19 protein-coding genes, 1 tRNA gene and 2 riboswitches are annotated in these 21712 nt (G+C 69.0%); of the genes, 10 read left to right on the plus strand and 10 right to left on the minus strand.

The features are described from left to right. Positions 1-32: 32 nt before the first annotated feature. The gene (locus BLQ75_RS11860; protein WP_092601647.1) at positions 33-1124 is read right to left on the minus strand and encodes a ribonucleotide-diphosphate reductase subunit beta; all 1092 of its coding nucleotides are present in this window, start codon (positions 1122-1124) and stop codon (positions 33-35) included. A gap of 129 nt (positions 1125-1253) precedes the next feature. After that, positions 1254-3686, minus strand: coding sequence for a ribonucleoside-diphosphate reductase subunit alpha (locus BLQ75_RS11865; protein ID WP_425286449.1), 2433 nt, complete (start codon positions 3684-3686; stop codon positions 1254-1256). Positions 3687-3871: 185 nt separating this feature from the next. Further along, a riboswitch (cobalamin riboswitch) is annotated at positions 3872-4105 on the minus strand. 511 nt (positions 4106-4616) lie between these two features. Here BLQ75_RS11865 and BLQ75_RS11870 point away from each other — a divergent pair. Beyond that, a complete protein-coding gene (locus tag BLQ75_RS11870; RefSeq protein ID WP_092601651.1) occupies positions 4617-5462 on the plus strand; it encodes an SAM-dependent methyltransferase in 846 nt (281 codons plus the stop codon). Between the two features lie 43 nt (positions 5463-5505). On the opposite strand, the gene BLQ75_RS11875 is transcribed toward BLQ75_RS11870, so the two are convergent. The 4 genes from BLQ75_RS11875 to BLQ75_RS11890 all read right to left on the minus strand — a co-directional run bounded on the left by BLQ75_RS11875 (position 5506) and on the right by BLQ75_RS11890 (position 9598). Beyond that, complete coding sequence (locus BLQ75_RS11875) at positions 5506-6504, minus strand: Acg family FMN-binding oxidoreductase (protein ID WP_092601653.1); 999 nt, start codon at positions 6502-6504, stop codon at positions 5506-5508. A gap of 281 nt (positions 6505-6785) precedes the next feature. Next, complete coding sequence (locus tag BLQ75_RS11880; protein WP_092601655.1) at positions 6786-7721, minus strand: heme o synthase; 936 nt, start codon at positions 7719-7721, stop codon at positions 6786-6788. Next, entirely contained in the window at positions 7718-8101 is a 384-nt protein-coding gene (locus tag BLQ75_RS11885; RefSeq protein WP_092601657.1) for a DUF3817 domain-containing protein, read from the minus strand. The genes BLQ75_RS11880 and BLQ75_RS11885 overlap by 4 nt, the downstream gene beginning before the upstream one ends. A gap of 393 nt (positions 8102-8494) precedes the next feature. Beyond that, entirely contained in the window at positions 8495-9598 is a 1104-nt protein-coding gene (locus BLQ75_RS11890; RefSeq protein WP_092601659.1) for an LLM class flavin-dependent oxidoreductase, read from the minus strand. A gap of 325 nt (positions 9599-9923) precedes the next feature. Between BLQ75_RS11890 and BLQ75_RS11895 the strand changes: the two genes are divergently transcribed. From BLQ75_RS11895 to BLQ75_RS11915, 5 genes are all read left to right on the plus strand, one after another. Further along, on the plus strand, positions 9924-11012 hold the full coding sequence (locus tag BLQ75_RS11895; RefSeq protein WP_139182963.1) for a DivIVA domain-containing protein: 1089 nt from the start codon (positions 9924-9926) through the stop codon (positions 11010-11012). A gap of 4 nt (positions 11013-11016) precedes the next feature. Then, positions 11017-11619: a hypothetical protein gene (locus BLQ75_RS11900; RefSeq protein ID WP_139182964.1), complete on the plus strand. Its 603-nt coding sequence runs from the start codon at positions 11017-11019 to the stop codon at positions 11617-11619. Positions 11620-11787: 168 nt separating this feature from the next. After that, entirely contained in the window at positions 11788-12897 is a 1110-nt protein-coding gene (locus BLQ75_RS11905) for a DivIVA domain-containing protein (protein ID WP_211481329.1), read from the plus strand. Between the two features lie 99 nt (positions 12898-12996). Beyond that, a complete protein-coding gene (locus BLQ75_RS11910) occupies positions 12997-13473 on the plus strand; it encodes a hypothetical protein (RefSeq protein ID WP_092601665.1) in 477 nt (158 codons plus the stop codon). 75 nt (positions 13474-13548) lie between these two features. Next, entirely contained in the window at positions 13549-14691 is a 1143-nt protein-coding gene (locus BLQ75_RS11915; RefSeq protein ID WP_092601667.1) for a polysaccharide pyruvyl transferase family protein, read from the plus strand. On the opposite strand, the gene tenA is transcribed toward BLQ75_RS11915, so the two are convergent. The 3 genes from tenA to BLQ75_RS11930 form a co-directional block, all read right to left on the minus strand. Continuing rightward, positions 14685-15449 carry a thiaminase II gene (gene tenA, locus BLQ75_RS11920; protein ID WP_092601669.1) on the minus strand — a complete coding sequence of 255 codons (765 nt, stop codon included), beginning with the start codon at positions 15447-15449 and terminating at the stop codon, positions 14685-14687. The two genes, BLQ75_RS11915 and tenA, sit on opposite strands and share 7 nt — an antisense overlap. Positions 15450-15668: 219 nt before the next feature. Beyond that, on the minus strand, positions 15669-16490 hold the full coding sequence (thiD, locus tag BLQ75_RS11925; RefSeq protein ID WP_092601671.1) for a bifunctional hydroxymethylpyrimidine kinase/phosphomethylpyrimidine kinase: 822 nt from the start codon (positions 16488-16490) through the stop codon (positions 15669-15671). A gap of 145 nt (positions 16491-16635) precedes the next feature. Then, positions 16636-16734, minus strand: a riboswitch (TPP riboswitch). A gap of 95 nt (positions 16735-16829) precedes the next feature. Further along, positions 16830-17072 (minus strand): biotin/lipoyl attachment domain-containing protein, encoded by a 243-nt coding sequence (locus tag BLQ75_RS11930; protein WP_092601673.1) that lies wholly within the window; start codon positions 17070-17072, stop codon positions 16830-16832. A 312-nt stretch (positions 17073-17384) separates the two neighbouring features. Between BLQ75_RS11930 and BLQ75_RS11935 the strand changes: the two genes are divergently transcribed. After that, complete coding sequence (locus tag BLQ75_RS11935) at positions 17385-18119, plus strand: hypothetical protein (RefSeq protein WP_092601675.1); 735 nt, start codon at positions 17385-17387, stop codon at positions 18117-18119. A gap of 159 nt (positions 18120-18278) precedes the next feature. On the opposite strand, the gene BLQ75_RS11940 is transcribed toward BLQ75_RS11935, so the two are convergent. Next, entirely contained in the window at positions 18279-18683 is a 405-nt protein-coding gene (locus BLQ75_RS11940) for a hypothetical protein (protein ID WP_092601677.1), read from the minus strand. 289 nt (positions 18684-18972) lie between these two features. Between BLQ75_RS11940 and BLQ75_RS11945 the strand changes: the two genes are divergently transcribed. From BLQ75_RS11945 to BLQ75_RS11955, 3 genes are all read left to right on the plus strand, one after another. Beyond that, positions 18973-20517: an AMP-binding protein gene (locus BLQ75_RS11945; protein ID WP_425286450.1), complete on the plus strand. Its 1545-nt coding sequence runs from the start codon at positions 18973-18975 to the stop codon at positions 20515-20517. A 126-nt stretch (positions 20518-20643) separates the two neighbouring features. Next, entirely contained in the window at positions 20644-21291 is a 648-nt protein-coding gene (gene orn / locus BLQ75_RS11950) for an oligoribonuclease (RefSeq protein WP_092601995.1), read from the plus strand. 130 nt (positions 21292-21421) lie between these two features. After that, positions 21422-21497: transfer RNA gene (locus BLQ75_RS11955), tRNA-His, on the plus strand. Positions 21498-21712 lie beyond the last annotated feature (215 nt).

Genomic DNA, 21712 nt, shown 5'->3' on the forward strand with positions numbered 1-21712 from the left:
CGAGCCTCGCGGGGCTCACGGGGCCGTTCCGCTCAGTCCCACTCCAGCGCCGCCCCGGACCGGTACTCGGTCACCCGGGTCTCGAAGAAGTTCTTCTCCTTCTTCAGGTCCATCGCCTCCGACATCCAGGGGAACGGGTTCTCCGTCTCGGCGAACACCGGTTCGAGGCCGAGCTGGGCGCAGCGGCGGTTGGTGATGAAGTGCATGTACTCGGCGCACAGTTCCGCGTTGAGGCCGAGCATCCCCCGGGGCATGGTCTCGCGACCGTAGGCCACCTCGAGCTCGCAGGCCTCGGTCAGCATCGTCCGCACCTCCTCCTGGAACTCCGTCGTCCACAGCCAGGGATTCTCGAGCTTGATCTGGTTGATGCAGTCGATTCCGAAGTTGAGGTGGATCGACTCGTCCCGCAGGATGTACTGGTACTGCTCGGCGATGCCGACCATCTTGTTCCGGCGTCCCAGCGAGAGGATCTGCGCGAAGCCGGTGTAGAACCACATCCCCTCGAAGATCACGTAGAACGCCACGAGATCGCGCAGGAAAGCCTGGTCGGCCTCGGGTGTTCCGGTGGCGAAGTCGGGGTTCTCCAGGTTCCTGGTGTAGCCCAGCGCCCACGAGTCCTTGTCCGATATGGACGGTATCTCGCGGTACATGTTGAACAGCTCGCCCTCGTCGAGTCCCAGGCTCTCGCAGATGTACTGGAAGGTGTGGGTGTGCACCGCCTCCTCGAAGGCTTGGCGGAGCAGGTACTGCCTGCACTCCGGATTGGTGATGTGCCGGTACACCGCCAGCACCACGTTGTTGGCCACCAGGGACTCGGCCGTGGCGAAGAAACCGAGGTTGCGCTTGAGCATCAACCTCTCGTCGTCGGTGAGCCCGTCCGGGGATTTCCAGAGCGCGATGTCGGCCTGCATGGACACCTCGGTGGGCATCCAGTGGTTGTCGCACCCGGCCAGGTACTTGTCCCAGGCCCAGCCGTACTTCAGCGGCAGCAGCTGGTTGACGTCGGCACGCGAGTTGATCATCGCTTTGTCCGCGGCGTCGACGCGTGCGCCGGAACGGTCGATCTCACCGAGTCCGCTGGTGTCGGGGTTGACGGCGGCATCCGGCACGTTCAACGAGGTCATACTGGTTTCCGGTCCTCCTGTGAGTGATTTTCGCGAACCGCTCCGGTTCGCGGCGGTGCGTGACGCTTCCACCGAGCCACCTTCCGGAGCCTCCCCCGGAGACGAGCTCTTCCGGGGCCGCCCGGCCGGTCACTGGCAGGCTTCGCACTCCGGGTCCTCGGCCGCGCAGGCAGCGCCGTCGGTCGCCCGCCCGGCGGGGACCACGGTGGGAGAGACGGCGTTGAGCTTGCCGTCGGTGCCGCGCAGCGTGCTCTTCTCGACGTCCGAAGCACTGCTGGAGCGCAGGTAATAGGTGGTCTTGAGCCCCTTGCGCCAGGCACTGCGGTACTGGCGGTCGAGTTCGCGCCCGCTCGGCCGCGCGAGGTACAGGTTCAACGACTGGGCCTGGTCGATCCACTTCTGCCTGCGCGCCGCGGCCTCGATGAGCCAGTCGGAATCGATCTCGAAGGCCGTGGCGTAGAGCTCCTTGAGCTCCTCCGGGATGCGCTCGATCGGCCCCAGAGCCCCGTCGAAGTACTTCAGGTCGGCGACCATACGCCGGTCCCACAGACCGGCCCGCTTGAGGTCGGCGACCAGGTGCGGGTTGATCACCGTGAAGTCGCCGGACATGTTCGACTTGACGTAGAGGTTGCGATACAGCGGCTCGATGGACTGACCGACACCGCAGATGTTGGAGATCGTGGCGGTGGGAGCGATCGCCATCACGTTGGAGTTGCGCATCCCCACCCGCCGCACCCGCTCGCGCAGCGAATCCCAATCCAGGGTAGACGATGTGGACAGTTCGACGTCACCGCCGCGTTCGCGGCGCAGCAGCTCCAGCGAGTCCAGCGGCAGAACGCCCCTGCTCCACAGCGACCCCTCGAAGGAGTCGTAACGACCGCGTTCGGCGGCCAGGTCCACCGAGGCCGAGATCGCGTGGTAGCTGATCTCCTCCATGCCCCGGTCGGCGAACTCCACCGCCCGCCGCGAGGCCATGGGGATTCGGCGTCGGAACAGCGCGTCGGTCAGACCCATGATCCCCAGTCCGACGGGCCGGTGCCGCAGGTTGGAGTCGCGGGCCTCCGGGATGGTGTAGAAGTTGATGTCGATGACGTTGTCGAGCATCCGCACGGCGGTCCGCGTGGTGCGCTCCAGCCGCCCGTGGTCGATCCCGTCCGCGGTGACGTGGTTGGCGAGGTTGATCGAGCCCAGGTTGCACACCGCGACCTCGTCGTGGTCGGTGTTGAGCGTGATCTCGGTGCACAGGTTGGAGGAGTGCACCACACCGGTGTGCTGCTGCGGCGAACGCAGGTTACAGGGGTCCTTGAACGTGATCCACGGGTGCCCGGTCTCGAACAGCATGGTCAGCATTCGGCGCCACAGGTCCACCGCCGCGACCTTGCGGTGGACCTTCACCTCACCGCGCTCGGCGGCGCGCTCGTACTCGCGGTAGCGCTCGGCGAACGCCGCGCCGTAGAGCTCGTGCAGGTCACCGACCTCGTCCGGGGAGAACAGCGTCCAGCTCTCGTCGGCCTCGACGCGGCGCAGGAACTCGTCGGGGACCCAGTTCGCGGTGTTCATGTCGTGGGTGCGCCTGCGGTCGTCCCCGGTGTTCTTGCGCAGATCGAGGAACTCCTCGATGTCGATGTGCCAGGTTTCCAGATAGGCGCACACCGCGCCCTTGCGCTTGCCGCCCTGGTTGACCGCCACCGCCGTGTCATTGGCGATCTTGAGGAAGGGCACCACCCCCTGGGACTGCCCGTTGGTGCCGTTGATGTGGGCTCCGATGCCGCGCACCGGTGTCCAGTCGTTGCCGAGCCCCCCGGCGTACTTGGAAAGCTTCGCGTTGTTGCCGATCGAGTGGAAGATGCTGTGCAGATCGTCGTCGACGGTGGTCAGAAAGCAGGAGGACAGCTGGGGCCGGGTGGTGCCCGCGTTGAACAAGGTCGGGGTGGAGCACATGAAGTCCATGCTCGACAGCGACTCGTAGAACTCCACGGCACGTCGCTCCCGATCGTCCTCGTGCAGTGCCAACCCCATGGCCACCCGCATGAAGAACGCCTGCGGCAGCTCGTAACGCGCTCCCCCCTCGTGCAGCAGGTAGCGGTCGTAGAGCGTGCGCAGCCCGAGGAACTCGAACAGCGTGTCCCGCTCCGGACGCAGGGCGGCACCGAGTCGCACCAGGTCGAACTCCCCGAGCCTCGGGTCGAGCCGGCCGATCTCGACGCCGTGTCGCACGTAACGGGCGAAGTACTCCGGGTAGCGGTGCCGCATCTGCTCCTGGTCGGCCTCACTCCGTTGTCCCTCCAGCAGGCTGAGCGCCTCACGTCGGAGGTCGTCCAGCAGCAGTCGGGCCGCCACCGAGGAGTAGTTCGGTTCGGCTTCGACGAGCGTACGTGCCGCCATGATCAGCGCGGTGGCCAGCTCGTCGGGGGAGATGCCGTCGTAGAGGTCGCGACGCACCTCCCGCAGCACGGTCCCGGTCGAGACGTCCGGCAGCCCGGCACAGGCCTGTTCCACCACCGTGGAGACCCTGTCCCAGTTCAGCTGTTCGAGTTCCCCACCCGACCCGCTCACGCGAATGTCGGGGGCGTCGGAGACGGCCTCGGTGGACGCTTGAGTCACTGTGCACTCTCCTCGCGAGTTCGAACCGTTGCCCGGACCGGGCGGGAACACACGAGGTCCACGGGACACGGCGTCGGACTCCGACACGCGCGTCCGGCCGGGTTCGCGCGGACCCTCCCTCGAGGTCGCGGACGGCGCGCACGGTCGTGCGCGCGTCGACGGCAGGTCTTCGGACTCACGGGCTTCCGGCGGCTCGGCCACCGGTCCTGATAACCGTCGCTTCCCGGACACCTCGGCGTCCAGTGCTTGCACCACCCGAGTGGGTGGCACGGCGTTCGTTCCCGTTCACCGCTGCGGGGCAGTCCCGGACTCCCACCGGGTTCCCTGTTGGCACACCGGCTGTCGGGAACCGGTGAACCGTCGACGACGACACACTACATGTTGATCTAATGGATCTATAAGACCCCCACATGAGCAAATTCAATATGTCGTCACCGGCACATCGACACGAACAGGCCACGAAGCCCCCTCGACGTGACCGGGCGCGGCGAAACCGCCCCCGAACATTCCGTCGCGCGAAACACCGGCTCGCCCTGGCCCACGGCGGTTCCTGGCTTGTGGAAGAAGCATCGACCGGCGGACCCCCGCAGGAACGGCGTTGTTCTCTCAGAACCGACCGGAAAACTCACCCGCTCCGGGAACGGATCGTTCGAGCGCTGCCGACGAATCGCCCGGCGAGGCCCCTTCACGACGAACTCGCGGCGGGACACCTCGTCCGAGGGCACGGCGCGCCGCCGGAAGGATTACCGCACCGTCACGCAGCACGCTCCGGGGCGCCCGTGGTCATCCACTTCGCGAAACGCACCGGTGTGTTCGGAAAACGCGGAGGAGTAACGTTGCTCGTAGTCCCGGTTCGGCCGAACGTGCCAGCGCTCGGAGGAAACGCGAATGGACCAGCACGACCCCCCTCACGAACAGGCTCCGCTCGGCTCCTTCGGCCCACCCGCGGGGGAGGCACGGATCGACCGGCCGAACGCCGCCCGCATGTACGACTACTACCTGGGCGGCTCCACCAACTTCGCCGTGGACCGCGAAGCGGCCGAGGCCGGGTCCGCCGCGATGCCCCACGCCCGCGAGTACGCGCGCGCGAACCGGGCCTTCCTCGGGCGGGCGGTCGCCTATCTGTCCGAGCGGGGAATCGACCAGTTCCTGGATCTGGGCTCGGGCATTCCCACCGTCGGCAACGTGCACGAAGTGGCCCACGGGCTCGACCCGAACGCACGGGTGGCCTACGTGGACCACGAGCCGGTGGCGGTGGCACACGCGCAGCGGCTGCTCGCCGAGCACTCGAACGTGACGATCACGCTGGCCGACGTTCGCGACCCGCAGGCGGTGCTCACCGCTCCCGGCGTGTCCGGGCTGCTGGACTTCGCCCGCCCCGTGGGTGTCCTGGCCGTGGCGGTGCTGCCGTTCGTACCGGACCAGCGGACGGCGCTGGACGTACTCGCCGCCTACCGTGAAGCCTGCGTGACGGGCAGCTACCTGGTGGTCTCGCACATCTCCGCGATCTCGGCGACCGAGCAGCAGGTCGCCGGTGCCGAGGAGGTCATGGCTCGCACCCCCACTCCGGTGAGGTGGCGTCCCCCGAACGAGATCGCGGAACTGCTGGAAGGCTACGAGTTGGTGGAGCCCGGACTGGTTCCACTGCCGGAGTGGCACGCGCGGGACGCGGTTTCGCGGTCCCAGGTCGAGACCTCGAACGCTTACGGGGCGGTGGGTTATCTGGCGCGTTGAACCGCTCGGCCCGGCTCGGTGGAACGAAACACCGCACTCGGGGTCAGACGCGGCGCTGCCCCGGCACCGGGACCGGATAGCCGAACCGAAGCAGCACGTGCGGGAACCCGGGTAGTCCGAGGCGCTCGCGCAGTCCCGCACGCACCTCGGTGAGGTGGAGGGGTTGGGTGATCACCGAGGCCGCCAGGCCGAGGCTGGTAGCGGTCAGCCAGGTGAACTGCATTGCCTCACCGGCACGCAGATGCCAGGCGGGGTCGTCGTCGGCGGTCGCCAGTACCATGATCGACTCGTTCGCGATCCACTCGGCGAGGCGCTGCTCGTCCGGGAGTCTGCTCTGGGAACCGGTCAGCCCGACCGCCGCGACTCCCTCGGTGCCCAGGTCCTCGGAGGCGATCCCGCCACCGGGGTCCACGCCGCCCTGTCCGTCCACCAGCCACATGGACAGTTCCCGCTGGTAGTGGCGGTCCTTTCGGTGCACTCGCGCGGCGTAGCCGAGCATCTCGGCCACGGAGCTCGCCTCGTCGAAGCCGGTTATCCACCGCGCGTGGACGTCCGCGGCCCCACCCGCCGCCAGCAGGGCCTCCCGGGCCACGTGGGCGAGCGGCTGTTCGTGGAACGGCCTGCGGTAACTGCTGCGCCGCGTGATCGCCCGGTAGCGCTGCCCCTCCGCGACCGAGGGTTGCTGCCGTTGGGTGGCGGTGACGGTGGCGACGAGCTCCGGCTCGTCGCCGCTCTCCTCCGGGCCGCGGCGCAGCCGGGCGGCCCACCCGAGGGCGCGAACGGCCAGGAACAGGTTGGTCACGGCGGCGCCGCAGGAGAGCCGGCGGTCCCTGCCTTCCGGGTCGTGCTGCCGCAGGGCCACGGCCGAGCGCTCGCGCAGCACAGCCGTCCGGTCACTCGTCGCCAGTTCCCAGGGCTGGGTGTTGTGGACCGAGGGTGCTCGCTCCACGGCCTTCTCCAGCGTCTGGACGTCCTCGGACGACCAGCCCTGTTCGGTCGTGGAGGTACCGGTTCGTCGCCGGTGTGGTCTGAGCCAACTCATGGTCGCCCCCCTGCGGCACGGAGTGCGCGCGGTGGCTGCGGTTTCGCGGTGGACGGGCGCTCGTGACGCGGAAGCGCCGGGAGAGCACCGAGCACGAACAGCTCGGCTGCGGGAGTTCCCCAGGTCACTATGGCGCCGCGCCCGCGGCGACGCACTCCGACGGCTCGGGACGGGACGGTGTTCGGCGGATATATGCCCCACCGCACTCGGGCGAACCACCGCGGCGGACACCCGAGCGGAGTTCCCGCCGGCCGTTCCGGGCGGGCGCGCGAACGGGGGGCTCAGCCGAGCACGGGCAGTCCGACCGCCGCGTCGACGGCCAGTGCCAGGAACAGGGCGCTGAGATAGCTGTTCGACAGGTGGAACAGCCGCATCGGGTTGACGGCGCGTCCGCGCCGCACCCCCCGGTGCAGCTGCTGCGCCACCACCAGGAACACCGCGCCGATCCCCAGGGCACAGCAGACGTAGATCCAGCTGGTGACCGGAATCAGCAGCAGCGTGCTCATCACGGTGGCCCAGGAGTAGACGAGGATGCGCACCGAGACCTGGCGGGGAGTAGCCACGACGGGAAGCATCGGGACCCCGGCACGCTCGTAGTCCGCGCGGTACTTCATGGCCAGCGACCAGAAGTGCGGCGGGGTCCAGAGGAACACCACGACGAACATCACCAGCGCGGGCCACCCCACTGTTCCGGTGACGGCGGCCCAGCCCACGAGCACCGGCATGCAGCCTGCCGCCCCGCCCCACACGATGTTCTGCGAGGTCCGACGCTTGAGCACCAGGGTGTAGATGAAAACGTAGAACAACGTCGCCGCCGAGGCGAGCACCGCCGCGAGCAGGTTCGCCCCCGTCCACAGCACGGCGAACGAGAGCACGCTCAGCGCGATGCCGAACACCAGCGCGTGCCCGCGCGGGACCCGGTAGCTGACCAGGGGGCGGGACTTGGTGCGGTCCATGACGGCGTCGATGTCCGAGTCGGCGACGCAGTTCAACGCGTTGGCGCTGCCCGCGGCCATCGCTCCGCCGACCAGGGTGACCAGCACCAGGCCGAGCGGCGGGATACCCCGCTCCGCCAGGAACATGGCCGGGATGGTGGTGATCAGCAGAAGTTCTATGACGCGCGGCTTGGTCAGGGCCAGGTAGGCGCCGAGCACTCCGCCTACGCCCGCGCGGCCGGTGGCCCCCTGCTCTCCGGTGGAAGACGTGGTGGTCGTCATGTCTGCGCCGACCCCGTCTGCTGCGTCGTCCCGGTCGAGGGACCGTACTTTGCTGTGCTCCACACGCGGAACCACTGAACCACCTTGTGCTCGGCGAAGAAGGCACCGAAGGGAATCGTTCCCGCCAGCAGGACCAGGATCATCGGGCCGATCGGGACCCGCAGCAGCCGAGTGATCAACAGTGCCAACACCAAATAGACCATGTACAGCCAACCGTGGGCGATGCCGACCACGGTCGTAGTGGTGGCACCGAAGCTGTGGAGATCGGTACCACTCGGCCAGCCGAGTTCGGCCGCCCAGGCGAGGCACAGCACGATCAACAGTACGGCGGTCACATACGCCATGACCCGGTAACCGGTCAGCAGAACACTCGGCTTCACGACAACTCCCTCAATCCCGCCTCGTGCCTCCACCACGACCGCGGCGACGACGTCCGTCCCGTTCGGGGCCGATGGAGCGGCTGCCTACCGCGGCCTCGCGGCTGAGGCGGGCCACCGTGGCTACCCATCGTTGAAGACCGTACGCCACGGCTCACGGTGGCTTGCGACTACCTGACGCGGACAGTGGACTCGCTCACTTCGAGGCAGAACAGCGTTCCCCGAACCGCCCGGATCACACGGGGGCGAGACGGCGCTGCTCCGGAATCGGTCTCGACGGTTCGCCGCGGCTGTGAGTTCGAACACATCCGTCCCGGTTCACGCCGATCAGCCGGGCCCCGGCGGAGCACTACTCGCCACTTCCGACCGAGAGAGAATCCGTGCCGACCGGTAGCCTCAACCGTCACCGAGGCGGTAGGCCTCGGCGACGAGCTCGTAGGAGCGCAGCTTGGCCTCGCGGTCGGCGATGTTGGCGGTGATCATCAACTCGTCGGCCCCGGTACGCTCCCGGAGTTCGTCGAGCTCGGCCCGCACGGTTTCCCGGGTTCCGTGGACCGCGTCGGACAACCAGTTGTCGATGAAGGCCTGTTCCTGTTCGCCGAACTCGTACTCGGCGGCCTGCTCCGGGGTGGGCAGCCTTCCCGGGTTGCCGGAGCGCAGCCGCAGCATGCTCACCGCGATCGGGCGGGCGAGGCGCAGCGCTTCCTCCTCGGTGTCGGCGGCGATCACCTGAACACCGATCATGGCGTAGGGCCGTTCCAACACACCCGACGGCTGGAACGAGTCGCGGTAGAGCTCCAGGGCGGGGACCGTGTTGGCGGACGAGAAGTGGTGCGCGAAGGAGAACGGCAGTCCTAGCGCGGCGGCGAGCTGGGCGCTGAAACCGCTGGAGCCGAGCAGCCAGACGACCGGCGGTTCGCCGCGGGGGACGGCGTGCACATCCACGTACGGGTGATCGACGGGGAAGTCGTCCCGGAGGAAGGCGAGCAGTTCACCGAGCTGCTGGGGGAAGTCATCGGCGGAGGGCAACCCCGTGGTTCGGCGCAGCGCCCGAGCGGTTCCCCGATCCGTCCCGGGAGCCCTTCCCAGGCCGAGGTCGATCCTGCCGGGGTGCAGCGCTTCGAGCATGCCGAACTGCTCGGCGACGACCAGCGGGGCGTGGTTGGGCAGCATCACGCCTCCGGAGCCGAGTCGGAGGCTGCTCGTCGCGGCCGCCAGGTGTGCGAGCAGCACGGCCGGCGAGGAGCTGGCGATGCCGGGCATTCCGTGGTGTTCGGCGACCCAGTAGCGGTGGAAGCCCCAGCGTTCGGCGGCCCTCGCCAGTTCTGTGGAGGTCTCGAGGGCCTCGGGCGGAGTGGTGTTCTCGGCCACGGGGGCGAGGTCGAGCACCGACAGCGGAACCGGTGACTCGCCGCGCGGCACTCCCGTGATCGAGGAGGCCCCGCCGGCCCCGACGGGTGTCCCGACCGTGACGCGGTTGGAGTTGGCGACGGAATCCATCCCTGCATACAACCCGGGGAGGGTGATGGTTGTTCCCGTTCGACCCCCTGGGGCCGTGCCCCCCCGTTCGACACGTCCGGATCCGCTCGCACGGGCGGACACCGGCACCGACACGGGAAAGCACCGACTATTTCGCGAAACTTTTTCTTTTTCGCTTCCGTTTCCCCGGAAACCCGAGAACACTTTCGAATCCCCAAAAATGAAATTATTTCATTCAGCACTCAATCTCCCTCATTCGAGTGAGAACGCGAACGTGCGCACCGAGCCTGCACCGCGAGGAGAACGACTCCGCTTAGGATTCTCACCAGCACAGTGTCGAGCGGAAATGCGGTGGACTATGGAAGACGAGGCCATCGTTCCCCTTAGGCCGGGGTTCGATAACGAGTTCCGCGGATTCAACCGCAAACAGGTTCTGGAACACATCGAACTGCTCGAGGACCAGATCCGGATCCTGGTCACCGACCGGGACGAAGCGATCCGGCTCAACGAGGACCAACGGCGTATCACCGACGAGACGCGCAGGCAGATGGAGGAAACCGCCGGTGAGCTGAAACGGGTCCAGAACGCCGACACGGGGCAGCCCTACATCACCGCGCGGATGCAGCACATGCTGAACATGGCGGAGGAGGAAGCCAACGCCATCCGCGAACACGCCAACCGGGAGGCCGAGACGATTCGCGGGGTCGCCGAGACCGACGCCGAGCGGATCCGCTCCGAGGCCGAGAACCGCGCGGCCGAACTCCGCCAGGAATGCGCGGAGCTCGTCGATGATCTGGAGGAACGCAGGAAACGTCTCGACGAGGAGCACGCATCCCGGTCCGCCCAGGTCGAGGCGAGGGCGGAACAGCTGAAACAGTCCTACCGCAGCACCTACGAGGAGGCGCTGAGCGCCGCGCGCAGGGACGCCGACGAGCTGCTCCAGAACACCCGCCAACGCTGCGGCGAGCTGGAGGAGGACGCCCGACGCCGACACTCCGAACTCATGGGCGACCTGCGTGCCCGCGCCGAACAGCTGGAAGAGCTGCGCAACAGGCTGGTGCAGAACGTGGACGCGGTCGCCACCTTCGTCGGACAACAGCGCGACGTGCTCAACGAGCAGCCCCGTCCGCTCCGGATCGTCGAACAGTCACCCCGGGAACCGGAGCCGTCCGGGACGACGGACGGCACCGAAGGAGCGACGGCCTCGCACGGCGAGCTCAGCCGGGCCACTTCGCGGTCCCACACCGAGGCGGCCGAGGAACGCCCCCTCGACCGGGCGGAACGGGAACCGGTGGAACCGACCGGCCGCCCGGTACCGGTGGACCCGGTCACCGAGGACGACCCGGTGCACGACGAGGTCCCCGTGCTGAACCGGGCGGGAACGCTGGGCACCGACGGCGAGAACCAACCCTACTCTGTCGACTACGGACACTGATTCGATGACTGCTGAGTTGATCGCGTGGGCCCCGGCCGGATGGCACCTGGTCCGGCTGGGGCTCGCGGTGCTTTGTGGGGTCCTCCTTACGGCCGTTCCGGCAACGATCCTGCTGGTCCGGGCGAGACGTCGGCAGCAGCGGCTGCGCAGGCAGCTGGCCAGGCTCAGCACCTCGACGGCGCTGTTGGCCGGTTCGGCCCGCAACGGGCAACCGCGTCGGGTCGGCACCGCCGCGGACCAGGACGAGGACGTGCGACGGCGCGACTCCCCGGATGCCGGTCCGGAGCCGGAACCGGAACGGAAGAAGGACCCCCAAAGCCCCGACGAACGTCCCACCGGTGTGGACGAACCCACCGAACCGGACGCGCTGGCGGCGACCGCCGAACCGGATAGGTCCACCGGCGCGGAACGCTCCGAGTACCGCGGGGGTTCCGACGGGGAGTCGTACTTCGGCAGCGAGGAGAGCGCGGAACGCTTCCGTCGGGAGTACCTGCAGCCGATGGACGACAGCAAACAACGGCTGGAGGAGCTGCGCATGCGACTCACCGGCGAGCTGCGCATGGAGGAGAACGAGCACTCCGGAAACGGGAGACAGCCGGGGGCCTGAGCGGAGTTCCCCGCGAGCACCGCGAAATCCGCTCGGCACCTCACGACGGAAAGCACCGCCGCTCACACCTTGAGGGCACCGGTGCCTCGTGTCGATCCGACGGGGCAACTCCGCTCTCGACCATCATCGAGCCGACCCGCAGGGCAGTCGCGGACAGGAGGATTCGACATGGAAGACGCCGCCGATGCCGTGGTGCCGCTCCGGCCCGGGTTCGACGTCCAGTTCCGCGGATTCCAACGCGAGCAGGTACTGGAGCATCTAGAGGTGCTGGAGAACCAGCTCGAACTGGTGACCATAGACCGCAACGAGTCGGCCCGGCTGAACGCGGACCTGCGCGAACTCTACGACCGAACCCGGCAGGAGCTGACCGAGACCCAACGGCGACTGCGGCATGTGGAGTCCTCTGAAACCGGCCTGCCCGCCGCCTCCCGGCGAGTGCAGGAGATGCTGGCGCTGGCCGAGGAGGAACTGCTGTCGATCCGCGAACAGGCCCGCCACGAGGCCGAGGTGATCCGCAGCTCGGCCGAGAGCGAAGCCAACCGGCTGATAGAGCAGGCCGAGAACACCGCAGGTGAACTGCACGGGCAGTGCGAACGGCTGCTCGCCGAGCTCGAACGGCGTCACGAACGGTTGCACCGGGACCGCGCGCGGCAGCTCAACGAACTGCGGACTCGGGAACAGCGGATGCGCCGCGCCGTGCGGGACGCCTACAAATCGCTGATGAGCGCGGCACGGCGGGACGCCGAGGAACTCGTGGAACGGACCAGGCAGGAGTGCGGCAGGCGGGAGGCGGAAGCGGAACGCCACCGTCGGGAGACCCTCGAGGAGATCACGCGGCACCGCGCGGAGCTGGAGAGACTGCGCGACCACGTGCTGAACACTCTCGACACCGCCAGCGACACCATCGGCGCCTCGGCCGTGTCGCTGCGCAACCCCCCGGAACATCCGGAGGACGGGCCAGCGGGCGAGGCGGAGAGGTCCGGGCCGAGTCCCGAGGAGGTGCACGAAGCTCCTCCCGGGCCGCGTTTCACCGCCGCCCCCTCCTCGGTTCCGACCCGGACGGAGTCCGTCGACAGCCGGACCGACGAAGCGGAGCCGACCTCCCCGACCGAGGTACCCGCCGTCACGAGTACCTCCGCTCCGGAACCCCGGGCCGGTGACCTCGAACAGCCCGGGGAGCAGCAGGTCGCCGCCGACAGCCCCGGTGACGGGGTCACGACCGTTTCCGGCTCGGCTCCGGTCCGCACGGACGGGCACGATCCCGCCGGTCGCAACTGAGCCGCGACGAGCGCGACCGAAACGCCGGAGGGACCCGTCCCCTTACCGGTGGCAGTGTGCTCGCGCTCCCGGAGACAGCAGAAAGGAAGGCCCGCGACGATGCCGCAGGCACAACTCACCTTCCCGGCGATCGATCTGCTCGCACTCGCCTTCTTGGCCGGTTTCGGGGTGGCCACCCTGGTGTTCGTGCCGCTGCTGCGACGAGAGCACCGGCGCGGTGGCCGGGCCGCGGTCCGCTCCCGGCGACGGGGACGACCGGAGGGCGCCACTATCTCCACCAGGACGAGCGCACCGGCCCCGTCTCCCCCGACTCCTCAGGCGGAGCCGCCCTCACCGTCCCGGTCACGAGTCGCCGTGGCGGAGTCCGACACGGAGTCGACCCTGCCGGACGGCGAGGCGGGGGCCGGGAAGGACGACGACACCCGCGCGGGCACGCTCGCCGAACACGGCACCGTCGGATCGGCTTCCTCCCGCTGGCACGAACGGGTTGAGCTGTGCGCGGCCAAGCACCGAGTACGATTCGGTCAGGCGCAGGCTCGACTGCTGAGCATCAGCGAGGAACTCGAGCTCGATTGACCGACGGCACGATGGACCTGCTCCGGGGCCGTTCGGGAGCCTTCCCCCCAACGTGGACCGGCTCAGGAGTACGTCTTGACCACCCCGCCCCCGAACCGGAGGACCATCTACCTCGTCGGCACCACCGGCCACCCCAACTACGGCGACGAGCACATAGCCGCCTGCTGGCTGCGTCACCTGGCGGAGCGGGAGCCCGACGCGGAGGTCTGGCTGGACTGCCCCAACCCGGGCCCGAGCGAGGTGCTGCTGGGCGACCTGCACCCGAGGGTGCGGTTCACGGACACGCTGTGGCGGCTCTGCTGGCACGCGGGCTCGCAGGAACCCTGGCAAGTGGCTTCGTTCACCCGCGAAGCGATCCGCGATCCCGGCAGAGCCCCCCGTTGGGTGGCCGGCATAGTCGTGGCCGCCCGGGCCGATGTGGTGCACGTCGTCGGCGGGGGATACATCAACGGGATCTGGCCGCACCACATCGGGCTGCTCGCCGCGGCCGTGGCGATCCGGGAGCACTCCGGCGCACGACTGGCGATGACCGGGCAGGGGCTGATCCCGTTGCCGACCGAGGCACGACCGCTGCTGCGGACGCTGTCGACACGGTTCGACGTGGTGGACGTGCGGGACACCCCCTCGCAGGACATGCTGGCCAACGTGCCGGGGATCACCGCCACCGGCGACGACCTGTTCTTCGGGATCGCCCCGCACCTGTACCGGCAGGACGAATCCCTCGACCTCCCCGAGGTCATGGTCTGCGTCCAGTCGGACCTGCTGAGCATGAGCGTTCCCTCACTGGCCGGTTTCGTACTGGAAACGTTGCGACGCTGGAAAGTCCCCTCCGAGCGGATCGGGTTCGTGGAGGGTATGCCGCTGGTGGACCGCGAGGTCTTCGCGCTGCTGGAGCACGAGCTGCCCGGGGCCCGCTTCTACCCCTTCTCCGACATCATGGAAGCCGGGATGCCCGTGGACTCCGGACAGCGGTGGCTGTCCACCCGGTTCCACACGCATCTGGTCGCGGCGGCAGCGGGGGCCGCCGGAACCGCGCTGGCCGTCGACGCCGACTACTACACCAACAAGCACGGTTCGCTGCTCGAGAGCGGCTCGGGGTGGTCGTTGAACACTAATCTGAGCGTTTCCTCGGCCGCGGAGCCCGCGGGCGGGTTCGACCCCGCCACGCTGGACTCCCTGCGCTCGGCCAAAGCCGAGCTCGCGGCCAGGATCTACTGATTCCCGCCACTCGTGCCGGTCGGGCCACCGACCGGGTCGTGGGCGTCGGGCAACCACGCGGCCGTGGGCCACTGTTCCCGCTCCCAAGCGCTGTTCCAGAACAGCCATTCGTACTCGCTACACCGCACGAAGGCGGTGAGCATGCGCCGACGGGTCTCCTCGTCGGTCCGCGCGGCCAGCCTGTCGGTGAGTTCCCTGGCACCGAGCACCGTGTCGGCGAACTCCTCGTCCGCGTAGGTCGCGATCCAACGACCGTAGGGGTGGTCCGCCGTCGTGCCGGTGGACTCCAGGATCGTGCTTCCCACGTGCTGGTACACCCAGAAGCACGGCAACAGCGCCGCTACCAGCACGGGGTAGGGCTCGCTCAACGCGGTGGCCCGCAGGTAGGACGTGTAGGCCAGGCAGGTCGGCGAGGTGGCCACGCCCGCCATCTCCGACTCGGTGAGTCCGAACTGTTCGATGTAACCGGCGTGCAGCTTGCGCTCCTCTGCCAGGGCTCCGTGCGCGCTGCCCGCCAGGAAGGCGGCATCGGCGGGAACGTCGGCACGGGCGGCCGCACCGGCCAGTGCCTGGGCGAATCCGAACAGATAGCGCGAGTCCTGCACGATGTAGAACACGAACCGCTCGCGTGACAGGCTTCCGTCCGCGAGAGCCGTGTTGAAGGGGTGGTGCACGATCGCCCGCTGCAGTTCGGCGGTGTAGGCCCACGCCTCGGCGCAGAAACCGCCGGGGGTGGGGTCGGGGAGACGGTAGTTCATGTCTTTTCCTCCACTGGGGCACGGCTTGCTCGGGTGACCCGGGAGCCGGTGGGCGGCTCCGGGTCTCGGCCCGGCGGGGCCGATGGGGCGCGACCGGTGAACGGCCGCACACGTCTCCGGCGTTCCGGGAGCGACGCGGACACCTCGGGTGTTCCCGCCGCGTACGTGGCAGGGCGGCGCCACCGCGCCGACCGGACTCGTCGGGAGGTCGCGGGACCGTCAGGGAAGTGGCGCGCCATCGACCGGCCACCAGCGGTGGAAGTGGTGCACCGGGCCGTGCCCCCGTCCGACGTCGAGCAGCTCGGCCGCACGCATCGCACCGGTGAGGTACTCCTTGGCCGCACGCACGGCGGAGGGCCAGTCGTGGCCCTGGGCACGCAGTGCCGCCGTCGCGGCCGAGAGGGTGCATCCCGTTCCGTGGTCGTTGCTGGTGATCACGCGTTCGTGCGAGAGGGTTTCGGAACCGTTCTCGGTGTGCAGCACGTCCACGCTGGAAGCACCGAGCAGGTGCCCACCCTTGAGCAGCACCCGTTTGACTCCCAGCGCGGCCAGACGCTCGGCCTGCGGGGCCATGCCAGCCGTGTCGGTGCTCTCGCTCTCCCCCAACAGGTCCGCCGCCTCGGGCAGGTTGGGGGTGATCAGGTCCACGTGGGGCAGCAGCTCCTCGCGCAGCGCGCGTACGGCATCGGCGGCGAGCAAGCGGTCTCCGCTCTTGGCGACCATGACCGGGTCCAGCACGATCTCGCGCGCCGAGTACTCGGACAGCACCGCGGCCACGGTGCGGATGATCTCCGCGTCCGACAGCATCCCGATCTTGACCGCGTCGACGCGCACGTCGTCGAGCAGGGTGCGCAACTGGTCGGCCACGAAACTCGCGGGTATCCCCAGCACCGAGGAGACCCCCGTGGTGGTCTGGGCCACGAGCGCCGTGGTCACCGCCATGCCGTAGGTCCCGTGGGCGGAGAAGGTCTTCAGATCGGCCTGGATACCGGCTCCCCCGCTGGGGTCGGTACCGGCGATCGTGAGCACGTTCGGAATCACTGCTGCCCCTCTCGCGGCTGGACGCGCACGGGGGCGTGCTGACGGCGCACGTGGCTCCTCCACGGTCGCCGCGCGGCACGGCGCGAACCGGTCCCCGCAGCGTGGAAACCACCCGTCGAACGGGCGTGACGACAGCACGGACGAGCCCACGACACCGCGACGTCCCTCCGCTAGTGCGAACTAGTTCAGGTTCTACGGGTCTCTCTCAGCCCGGCTCACGAGCCGGGCACCCCGCGTCACTGACCGGAACGGCGGGCTCGGTCGCCGCCCCGCTCCGGCGGAACTCAACATAGCAGCGGAAGTCAACGACCACGGGAGCGACGCCGCTTCCCAGGCTGGCTACTCGATCAGGCCGACCGGAAAGCCGGGCAACAGGAACTCGCCCTGCCGCACCTGTTGGCGCAGGGTTCCGGTGGCGAGGGAGTGCACGTGGTCGCGCCTGCCCTCGGCTCGCACCTCGGCCAGCGGCTGCCCGGCCCGTACACGGCTGCCGTCCGCCGCCAACCACCGGACGAGCACCCCGTGGGCCGTCTCCGGGATGCGGCCGTTCGGCTGTTCGGCGCAGTACAGCAACTCGGTCATCCATCGCCTCCGGATACCCAACGTGCGGCGCGTCGGTCGGTCGCTGACCTCTCCGACCGACGGGTACCTTCGAGAGGAGCAGCCTCCAGAACGCACTGGTCCGGACGCAACACCCGCGGAACCGGCGTGGCGGAGGCGAGCGCACCATCGAAGGACCACGTCGTACGAGACGGTTCCGCCATTTCCGGACACCGGTGAGACCCGCGCCGACGACAGTGGGTGGGCGAGTTTCGTCACACCGACCCCTCACCGGGCCGAACGGCCGTTCCGGGACGATGAGCCGACGGAAGGTGGCGGACTAGAGTTGGGGCAATGAACAGCACTACCGAGGTACTCAGCACCCGCTCCGGGCGGACATCCGGTCAGGACCCGGCCGAGGTGTGGGCGCCGCTGGCGGAACTCGCCGAAGCGGCCGCCGCGAGGACTAGCGGCTCCACGGTCGCGATCAACCGTGGTTTCGACCGCAAGGCGCGGGAACGCGCCCGAGCGCTACGGCAACTGCTCGAGGAGCGCGGCGTGCACGCCACCGAGATCACCCCGGCACCGGACAGCGAGGAGCTGCTCGCCGACAGCAGCGTCGACTCGGTGATCAACCTGGTGGGTACGGGCTCCTGGCAGCCCTACCGGCTGGCAGCCAAGGAAGGCGCCGAACTGCTGGCACCGCGCCCCGAGGAGGGGGAAGCCGGCGAGAGCCTGCGACGCGACGTCATCGCCATGAGCCGCCAGGACTCGAGCAGGGACGCCGCGCTGAGCAGGGTCGTCGTCCTACCGGAGAACGCGACCGAGGGCAGCATCACGCTCAACCGCGGTGGTGAGCCGCTGTCCATCCCGGGCGGCCAGGTGACCATCACGCTGCACGAGGGGCAGCTGGACGTCCGGATCGAGGGCCCCTCCTACTCCGAGCAGCACTTCACCGCCGACCGGTTGAGCGTGGAGACGCACGGTGGCCCGCACCGACTGATCCGCGACGAGATGCCGATCGCGGAGTTCGAGGGCTCACTGGATTTCATCTGCGAGCGGGACGGGCTGGTCGTCCGGTCGGTCTGATCTTCTCCCACTCCGTGGCCGGCGGGTCGAGGCAGCGCGGGGGTCCGGCGAACTTTCCGCCGTCCCGCTGCCTCCCCGCTCCACCGGGCGGCGTGGTCCTGAGCAGGACGAGGAGCCGCCACTACCGAGATTCTTCGCCTTCGTGCGGGCAGGGCCCGATCAGCGGGTCCGCCGCCCGAGGACGCGGCTGCCCGCCGTGGCGATCCCGGCGACGGCGAGCGCGGGCACCGCCAGCGCCAGTGGCGCCGACGTTCCGGGCGCCACGATGTTGAACAGGCTCCAGAGCGCTACGCACACCGCCGCGCACGCCCCCAGCAACGCGGTGATCGTCAACAGCCGACGACGCCGCGGCAGCTCCGGCAGTCTCGCGCGGGCGTGGGCGGGCAGTCGAACCACGGTCACCGCGACGGGAAGTACCGCCGCGGCCAGGATCAGCAACCCCAGCAACGAGTCAGCCCGTCGTGACGAGCCGCCGACCGCGATCAGCAGTGCCACCGTGCCGACGGCGAGGACCAGCAGGGCCCGGTCGAGAACCCGCCACAGCCGCGCGTCGTAACCACTCACTCCACTGAGTGTGCCACTCGATCGCGCGTTCGGGAGATTCGTGACGCGACTCCCCTTCCTTCGAGACATCACACCAGGCATTATCTACTCACCAGTAGATAGATTTGCGAGGTGCCGTGTGACGAGCGAGCGGACCCCCGAGAGCCCGCCCCGGACCCCGTTCTCCGGGACAGCCGCCAGACGTCGACGCCAGCGAGCCGGTGACGGCGCGCTCGCGCGCTGGGCCGAGCGCCGAGCTCCGCTGCTGCTCGATGTGCTGACCCTGATCCGACAGGGTGTCGTCCGCCCGATGCGTCCCGACAAGCTGCTGCGGATCGCGCTGGCCTACCGCCGCTGGGGAATCGCGATCCCCCTGGGATACGCGGTCGGGGCGATACGCCACCCCGACCGGCCCGCCGTGATCGACGAACGCGGCGCGCTGAGCTTCGCGGAGGTGGAACAACGCACCACCCGGCTGGCGAACGGGTTGCGCGGATACGGCGTGGAGTCCGGCTCCAGGGTGGCGATCCTGTGCCGGAACCACCACGGTTTCGTCGAGGCGCTGCTCGCGACGAGCAAGCTGGGCGCCGACGCCGTGCTGCTCAACACCGGCATGAGCGCCGAACAGCTCTCGGCGGTACTGGCCGAACAGCGCGTGGTCTCGGTGATCTCCGACGCCGAGTTCGCCGAGGAACTCACCCTGCCCGAAGGTGTGGAACCGCTGGTGAGCTGGACCGAGGGCACAACCAGCCGTCCAACGCTGGAGCAACTCATCGGACGCTCCCCGGCCACCCCCCTACCCCGGCGCCCCAGGCACGGCCGCATGATCGTACTGACCTCCGGGACCACCGGCACCCCCAAGGGGGCGAGGCGCCCCGACCCGCCGAGCCTGAGCCCCGCGACGACGATCATCTCCCGGGTCCCGCTGCGCAGCGGTGAACGGATGCTGGTCTGCGCACCGATGTTCCACACCTGGGGTCTCGCCGCGTTTCAGCTGGGCACGGTCCTCGGTGCCACTCTGGTGCTGCGTCGGGGATTCGACCCGCAGCAGACTCTCGCCGCGCTGCAGCGGCACAGGTGCGGCGCGATGTTCGCGGTACCGGTGATGCTGCAGCGAATCCTGGAACTGCCCGAGGAACAACGCCACAACTACGACCACCGCGCGCTGCGGATCGTGGCCTGCAGCGGTTCGGCGTTGTCCGGCACCCTCGCCGCCGAGTTCCAAGAGGCCTTCGGTCCGGTGCTGTACAACTTCTACGGGTCGACCGAGGCATCCTGGGTCAGCATCGCCGATCCACGGGACCTGCGCGATGCCCCCGGTACGGCGGGCAGACCACCACGCGGGACCATCCTCCGGATTCTGGACGAGGACGGTTCCCCGGTGCCGACCGGCGAGACCGGAGGCGTGCACGTCGGCAACGACATGCTGTTCGAGGGCTACACCAACGGCAAGGAGGTCAGGCGCCGCGACGGGTTGATGCCCACCGGTGATCTCGGCCGCCTCGACGAACGAGGACGGCTGTTCATCGTCGGCCGGGCCGACGACATGATCGTCTCCGGCGGGGAGAACGTCTACCCCAAGGAGACCGAAGACGTGATCGCCGCGTTCGAGGAAGTGCGCGAAGTGGCCGTCACCGGCGTCGAGGACGCGAAGCACGGACAGCGGTTGGCCGCCTTCGTCGTCCCGCACGAGGGGTACGAGCTGGACGAGGACACCGTGCGGGACCGGGTGCGGGAGAAGCTCTCCGCGTTCGCCCGCCCCCGCGACGTGGTCTTTCTGGACGAACTCCCCAGGAACGCCACCGGAAAGGTCGTCCCGAACCGGCTGCCGCAACGCCCCCCGTCATCGAGCTGAGTTCCGGGCCCGCCGGACGCGGGATATCCGAGTTCGGCGGGTGGCGAGCGCACGGCACGATCGGGGGAAGTGGCGACACACCAGCGGCTTAGCGTGCACCCACCGTGGCGCGTTAGGCTAATGACGGTGAACGATCGTCTAGTGTGGATCGACTGCGAGATGACCGGGCTGGAGCTCGGCAAGGACGCGTTGATCGAGATCGCCGCCCTGGTCACCGATGCCGACCTGAACATCCTCGGCGAGGGCGTGGACGTCGTGATCCACGCCGACGAGGATACCCTGCGCGGGATGCCGGAGGTCGTGCGCGAGATGCACGACCGGTCGGGACTGACCGAGGAGGTACGCCGTTCCACGGTCACGCTCGCCCAGGCCGAGCAGCGCGTGCTGGAGTACCTGCGGGAACACGTGCCCAACGGGCGCTCCGCGCCACTGGCGGGGAACTCGATCGCGACCGACCGCGGTTTCATCGCCAGGGACATGCCGGAACTCGACCAGTACCTGCACTACCGCATGGTGGACGTCTCCTCCATCAAGGAGCTGTGCCGCAGGTGGTACCCGCGCATCTACTACGCGCAGCCCGAGAAGGGACTGGCCCACCGGGCCCTGGCCGACGTACGGGAGTCCATCCGGGAACTCGCCTACTACCGGCGGACCGCCTTCGTCCCGCAGCCGGGGCCCTCCAGCGAACAGGCGCAGGAGATCGCCTCCGAACTGCTGTCCGAGGAGCGGGTCGGCGGTACCGAACAGGCGAAACGACGGCTCGAGGAGGACTGAAACACCTCACCAACGGGGTTGCGCAGCGGAATCTCGATCACGGTCGCCGAAAGGGGAACCCGCTGCGAGTCCGAGAATCGGCCACGCTAGGATGGGATTCGTTGCCCGGCGATGAGCCCGGGCGAGCACGGTGGGTGTAGCTCAGGCGGTAGAGCACTGGGTTGTGGTCCCAGGAGTCGCGGGTTCGAATCCCGTCACTCACCCCAGGAACGGCGGTTCCGTTACCGGATTCCCGGTAACGGAGCCGCCGTTTCAGTCTTTCGGGCCGTTTCGCGTACCTCTCGGAATCCGTCCCGGGACGGGTACCCGACCGGCCCGGGACGCACCGGTCCGATCCCCGCCCCCGTCCCTGACGCGGCCCGGAAGCCACCCACGCGGTTCCGGGGCGGGAGGCGTGGTGCGGAATCTCCGGGGCCGCTGT

Origin of the sequence: Actinopolyspora xinjiangensis (assembly GCF_900104475.1) — a bacterium.
GTDB classification, from domain to species: domain Bacteria; phylum Actinomycetota; class Actinomycetes; order Mycobacteriales; family Pseudonocardiaceae; genus Actinopolyspora; species Actinopolyspora xinjiangensis.